Below are 5,718 nucleotides of genomic sequence, written 5' to 3' on the forward strand. Positions count from 1 at the left end.
TCCCGCTATTAATGGTTAATCTTTAGATTTCCAGCAAAAGGCACTCTCTAGTTAGGGAGTGCTTTTTGTTTTTGGGAAAGATTTTAGCTGATTCATTAAAAAACATTTTTTGGATAATTTTAATTTTATGTTTTTGCGTAGGGTGTGCGCGAAGCGTTCCTGCAGCATCGCTTTCGCATTAATCTTTATTTCAGGGACTAAGGTAGAGGCGCAACAAAAGTCAACCCTCAAAGGTCAAATTACTTCAGTCAACCAACTTTCTGATATTACGCCGAATGATTGGGCGTATTCAGCTTTACAGAGTCTTGTCGAACGCTATGGCTGTATCGTGGGCTATTCTAACCGTACTTATCGGGGAAACTTTACTCTATCTCGTTGGGAGTTTGCCGCAGGATTAAATGCTTGTCTTAATACTATCGAGCGATTGATTCAAGAAAATTTTATCCTAAAAAACGATCTTGATAAATTAATTAGACTTGCTAAAGAATTTGAAACCGAATTGGCCGTTTTAGGAGCTAAAGTAGATTTTCTAGAACAACAAGTTGCGTTTTTAGAAGACCATCAATTTACGACCACAACTCAACTTAGAGGAGAAGTCATCTTTGCTGTATCGGGTGCATTTGGTAATAAACAAGCAGTTTCCTCTGGACGTTCTCAAAGCGATCGCAATGTAGAAGATAATATCACTTTTACCAATCGCGTTCGTCTTTCTTTAAATACAAGCTTTAGGGGTCAAGATTTACTGAGATTGCGCCTACAAGCTAGAAATACGATACCGTTTGGTACTGCGGTTACAGGAAGCAATATGACTCGCTTAGGGTTTGATGGCAATGATAATAACCGTCTTGACATTAACCAAGCATTCTACCGTTTTCCGCTTGGGGATTTAGTGACCATTCAGTTAGACGCAGTTAATGTAGGATTAACTGCTAGAGGAGTGCCAACCTATAGCCCTGTGGATAGTGGCGCAAGGGATGCTATTTCTCGATATGGTTATAGTCCTATCTATCGTCAAGGTGGTGGCCCTGGTTTAGATATTACGATTAACCCTAGAGGTATTATTGGAGCTAATTTTAGTTATTTGGCATCTACAGGTGATAATTCAGATTCGGGACAAGGCTTGACAAATGGAGACTTTTCTGCATTAGCTCAACTGAATCTCCAGCCGAATAGTGTTTTGCAATTCGGGTTAACATATGCCCATAGCTATGAAACGCCAGAAAGAGGTAATGTTAGCTTTTTGCAAAATACGGGCAGTGTTTTAACTAGCAGACCTTTCGGCAATATTGCAACGACTGGTAATCATTATGGCACACAAGCCACGATCCGTTTTAGTCCCCATATTAGTCTATTTGGTTGGGGGGGATATTCTCAAGCGATCGCTGAAGATTCACCGAATTCAGTGGCTAATTTAAGGGGTTCTCAAGGAAGCAAAGCCGATCTTTTCTACTATGCAGTGGGTTTAGCATTTTTTGATCTATTCCAAGAAGGAAGTTTAGCGGGTCTTATTTTTGGTCAACCACCGAAATTAATCAATAATGAGGTTAGAGAAACCGTTAATAGTCGAGTGAGAAAACGTGAAGATGACGACACTTCCTATCATTTAGAGGCTTTTTATCGCTTTCCTATCACTAATAACATTGAAGTCACACCAGGTTTTTTAGTGATCTTCAATCCCGAACATAATAAAAACAATTCGACGCTTTATGTCGGTACCGTCCGCACTACCTTTAGATTTTAAACAATTTAAGTGAAAATTACTAAAATCGCCATTATTTGTTTTATTATCATGCTTCTGATTGTTACAGGAGTTGAAAAAGCTATGAGTTATCAATCAAAACCAGAGTCAATCCGTTCTATTATTGAACAAGCTAAGAACTGTTGGATTGAGGGTAAAGCAGATACATTAGCCTCATTATTTACTGAAGATGGTGAATTAATTGTACCAGGCAATCGTTGGGTCGGAAAAGAAGCCATTAGAAAAGCGGCGGCTGATTTTGCGAGTAATACAGCCAGTGTTAAGATCGAGATACATCAGATAATTATTGAAGGAAATCATACGGCTGTCGAATGGTATTGGGAAGATACTGCAAAAGGGACAGGTCAAAAAAATCCTGCCGATGATGCGATCGTTATTGATTTTGTTGGTGATAAGATCAAACGTTGGCGAGAATATATCGATACACAAACTCCCAAAACTCAATCTAATAAAGGCTGATTGAGATAATATTCTGAACGGGGAAATAAATCAGTATTAACGGGTAAAGGTTTTCCATTTTGAGCGTGTGAATAAGACTCAACCTTTGCCGTTTGCACATCATGACGAATTTTAGCAATATTGACTCCCGCATTGTTTAAAAAATTAATTACATCGGGATTTTGTAACTTAGCGAGTAATACATCTGGATTAAAATCGACTTGATGATCACTTCCGACTAAAACCGATAAATGATCATTCATCCCTAACTGGGTGACATAAGGGAAGACACTTTGGAATGTTTGCGCTGTTCCTAAACCGACATTCCACTCGACAAAAATTCCATTTGGTGCTAGATGCGATCGAACTTCTTGAAAAAACTCTGATGAGTAAAGCATTCCAGCACGCGATCGCCAAGGATAAATCGCATCTGCTTCAATAATATCAAATTGCTGATTAGCTAAAGCTAATTCTTGCCGTCCATCCCCAACAATAAACTCATATCGAGGATCTGAGAATAAAAAACGTAACGGATGACCAATAGAGGTTTTAGAATAAATGTCTAAGACTTTTAACTCTGCACCCAGTAACTCAATGACTTTGATCTGTTGGGTTAATGGGTTAACACCTGCTGTATGTGCGGTTCCTCCTGATCCTAACCCAATAATCATGATACGTGATGGCTGAGGATGGAGTAATGCAGGTATACTACCGAGTATGGCATGAACGGACATATAAGGAAAGCCTGCCTGCGCTTGTCCACTTGCGAGTAAAATTCCTTTTCCCTTCGCTTCTGTGACACCCGCGACCCCTGTCGCATCTTCTGAGGAAATAAAATATTGTTGTTCTGGAATACCATGTAACATCGCCCAGAGACGAGTATTATTAGGAAAACCAACGATAATCAGCATTAACGCAACGATACTGATATATTTAATCGCTTTTGTCTTAAAAAAACTTAATACAAAGAATCCTAATCCCAAAAACAGGAGTAACCGCAAAGATCCCGCAGTCCCCATCACATCTAATAACCATAATCCTGTTAAAAGACTTCCTGTTGTATTCCCTAATATATTAGCAACTTGAATCAATCCGACACGCTGTCCAATTTGTTGATCATCTGTTTGAATCGCTTTTTGGACTAAAGGAAAATAAAAACCGAGTAAGAAATTGGGTGGTACTAAAATGATAAACGGTAAAACAAGATATTTGATAAACAATGCAGCATCAAGGTTTTGTGGATCAATATAACCAATATCTACTTCTAAATTAGTCGGATGCGCTTGCCAATACAGACTTACTAACCAAATAATCAGGACAGAATATGTAATGACACTACTGATCAGGATAAAGAAAAACGATCGAGGATTGCGAATCTGACGAATAAAAGATGATCCAACCAGACTACCGATCGCGTTACCGATTAAAATGAAAGCTAGTAAATGAGCATAAGTATATGAAATCGATTGTAGAATTGTATCTAACAGTCTAAACCAAATGATTTCTAGAGATATTGCTGAAAAACCCGACAGAAAAACATAAAAACACCATTCTAAAACTTGAGATGAAATAAAGGGAGAAAATTTAAAATCAGAAAACGGTATGGGTTGCTCATCTTTTACCCGCATAGAAAAGATTAAAGCCAATAAGCCAACTAAAACACTTAAAATTGCTCCAAAATAGAGAGTGCTTTCATAACCGATCGTTCCAATAATATACCAACCAGAGACTAACGCGCCCAAACCCGAACCAAGGGTATTAATGCCATAAAATAGACCAATAAGACGCGCTGAACCTTTAGCATGACGGTTAATTGCTTTGGAAATTAAAGGTAGCGAAAATCCCATTAGTATCGTTGGAATCAGTAAGCTAAAGAAAACTACTAAGAGGATTAACCCAGTAGATTGAGCAAAAGACTTTAATTGTAAAAATAAGACATCATAAAACAACAAACGACTGAAAATGGCAAAAATCGCAATAGCTAAATTACATAAACCATATACTTGAATCGCTTGACGATGAGTAATGCGATCGCTCAAAAATCCACTAATTAAGCTCCCTATCCCTAATCCTAATAGATAGGATGCAATAACGATCGTCACTGAACGTACATCAGACCCCGAAAATAATCCTAACATTCGTTGCCAGACCACCTGATACAGTAACGCCGTAAAGCCTGAAATGAAATAAAGAATAGATAGAGGAAGCATCATTAAATTTTTTATTGTTAGTCTATCTTTGTTTTAAACTCTCAAACTCTACAAAAATGTATATTTTTTAAGACATAATGAAAAATAATAATTTAATTCTCAGGTAGATTCCTTAAAATAGAGTGACCTCACCCTAACCCTCTCCTACGATTAGAGGGAACGATAAGGAATCTGTTTTATATTAGAAAGGTGCTGAAAGCGGAGAGATGAAAAGAACTCTGTCAATCAATCGCTTACGGGTTGGGATAATGGTCACAGGGGATGCGATCGGCTATAATATCTGTTCTACTATGTTAGGGCAGATCGCTAGACATAGCTTGGGTGTTCTGTTGATGTTGCAAGTTTTAAGAAAAACCTTTTAATTTTTTTATTCAATAAGGGAATCTTAAAGAAAAGCAGTGTATTAAGATAAGGTGCTGAAATGACAAACTTAACGTTTTTTATTGACAACACAAAAAATAAAAATCTTTTTTAGATATGGAAAGTTCTGAACAATTAAATCTTTTTTCTGATACATCTAGCCTTTTAAGCTTGGATAACAGCAATCATGCGAAATCTTCAAACCTGATCAAAAACGGTGAGCAATTACTGATTGAGCAAGGGGAAATTATTTACTATTCCAATTTTTTTGATCAACCAACTAGCGACTTTTTATATCAAGAGTTAGAAAAGAAGATTAAATGGTCACAAGAATACTTTAAAATTTATGGTAAATCGATAGCATTACCTCGATTAACTGCATGGTATGGTGAGCCTGAAAAACGCTATACCTATTCAAATATTGAAATGAATCCGCATCCTTGGATTGAACCTTTATTATTCATGAAAAAAGAAATTGAACTGGTAGCAAAAGTTAAATTCAATAGTGTATTACTCAATTTTTATCGTGATGGAAATGATGGGGTAGCTTGGCATAGCGATGATGAGAAAGAATTAGGTGAATCTCCCGTAATCGGGTCAGTTAGTTTGGGAGGAATACGCCGATTCATGCTTAAGCCCAAAAATAAAGAAAGTAATCAAAAATATGAAATCGAATTAGCTGATGGCAGTTTCCTTTTAATGAGTGGAGAAACACAGAAATACTGGTTACATCAAATACCTAAAACTAAAAAACAAGTTAAACCAAGAATAAATTTAACTTTTAGAATCATTCATTAGCTAGATTTTAAAGCATTTAACAATTGATAAATAAAGGCAATCAAATGTACGATAAACTTTTGCAAGGTTTGCGAGAATTTATGGGATTTGAATTAGTAGATTTTCCTGCATTTGCTGAATATCTTCAGTCTTTAAACTGTTGAGCGTCTAAAT

General features: G+C 36.8%; 5 protein-coding genes. 4 read left to right on the forward strand and 1 reads right to left on the reverse strand.

Annotated features, from left to right (window positions below):
• The first annotated feature begins 127 nt into the window (after positions 1–127).
• Both CFPU101_RS24870 and CFPU101_RS24875 read left to right on the forward strand, forming a co-directional pair.
• Positions 128–1,741 (forward strand): iron uptake porin, encoded by a 1,614-nt coding sequence (locus CFPU101_RS24870; RefSeq protein ID WP_206818529.1) that lies wholly within the window; start codon positions 128–130, stop codon positions 1,739–1,741.
• 81 nt (positions 1,742–1,822) lie between these two features.
• Positions 1,823–2,218, forward strand: a complete 396-nt coding sequence (locus CFPU101_RS24875; protein WP_242578259.1) for a nuclear transport factor 2 family protein — start codon at positions 1,823–1,825, stop codon at positions 2,216–2,218.
• Here the strand turns inward: CFPU101_RS24875 and CFPU101_RS24880 are convergent.
• Positions 2,200–4,410 carry a fused MFS/spermidine synthase gene (locus CFPU101_RS24880; RefSeq protein WP_206818531.1) on the reverse strand — a complete coding sequence of 737 codons (2,211 nt, stop codon included), beginning with the start codon at positions 4,408–4,410 and terminating at the stop codon, positions 2,200–2,202. The two genes, CFPU101_RS24875 and CFPU101_RS24880, sit on opposite strands and share 19 nt — an antisense overlap.
• Positions 4,411–4,613: 203 nt before the next feature.
• On the opposite strand from CFPU101_RS24880, the gene CFPU101_RS24885 reads away from it, so the two are divergent.
• Positions 4,614–4,769: a hypothetical protein gene (locus tag CFPU101_RS24885; RefSeq protein WP_206818533.1), complete on the forward strand. Its 156-nt coding sequence runs from the start codon at positions 4,614–4,616 to the stop codon at positions 4,767–4,769.
• Positions 4,770–4,884: 115 nt separating this feature from the next.
• A complete protein-coding gene (locus tag CFPU101_RS24890; protein WP_206818534.1) occupies positions 4,885–5,565 on the forward strand; it encodes an alpha-ketoglutarate-dependent dioxygenase AlkB in 681 nt (226 codons plus the stop codon).
• The last annotated feature ends 153 nt before the right edge of the window (positions 5,566–5,718 follow it).

This window comes from Chroococcus sp. FPU101 (assembly GCF_017312365.1).
Classification (GTDB): Bacteria; Cyanobacteriota; Cyanobacteriia; order Cyanobacteriales; family Microcystaceae; genus Chroococcus.

Bases quoted from the DNA above. Each gene is read 5' to 3' on its own strand.
- CFPU101_RS24880 (WP_206818531.1), bottom strand. From the start codon at position 4,410: ATGATGCTTCCTCTATCTATTCTTTATTTCATTTCAGGCTTTACGGCG.
- CFPU101_RS24870 (WP_206818529.1), top strand. From the start codon at position 128: ATGTTTTTGCGTAGGGTGTGCGCGAAGCGTTCCTGCAGCATCGCTTTC.
- CFPU101_RS24890 (WP_206818534.1), top strand. From the start codon at position 4,885: ATGGAAAGTTCTGAACAATTAAATCTTTTTTCTGATACATCTAGCCTT.
- CFPU101_RS24885 (WP_206818533.1), top strand. From the start codon at position 4,614: ATGAAAAGAACTCTGTCAATCAATCGCTTACGGGTTGGGATAATGGTC.
- CFPU101_RS24875 (WP_242578259.1), top strand. From the start codon at position 1,823: ATGAGTTATCAATCAAAACCAGAGTCAATCCGTTCTATTATTGAACAA.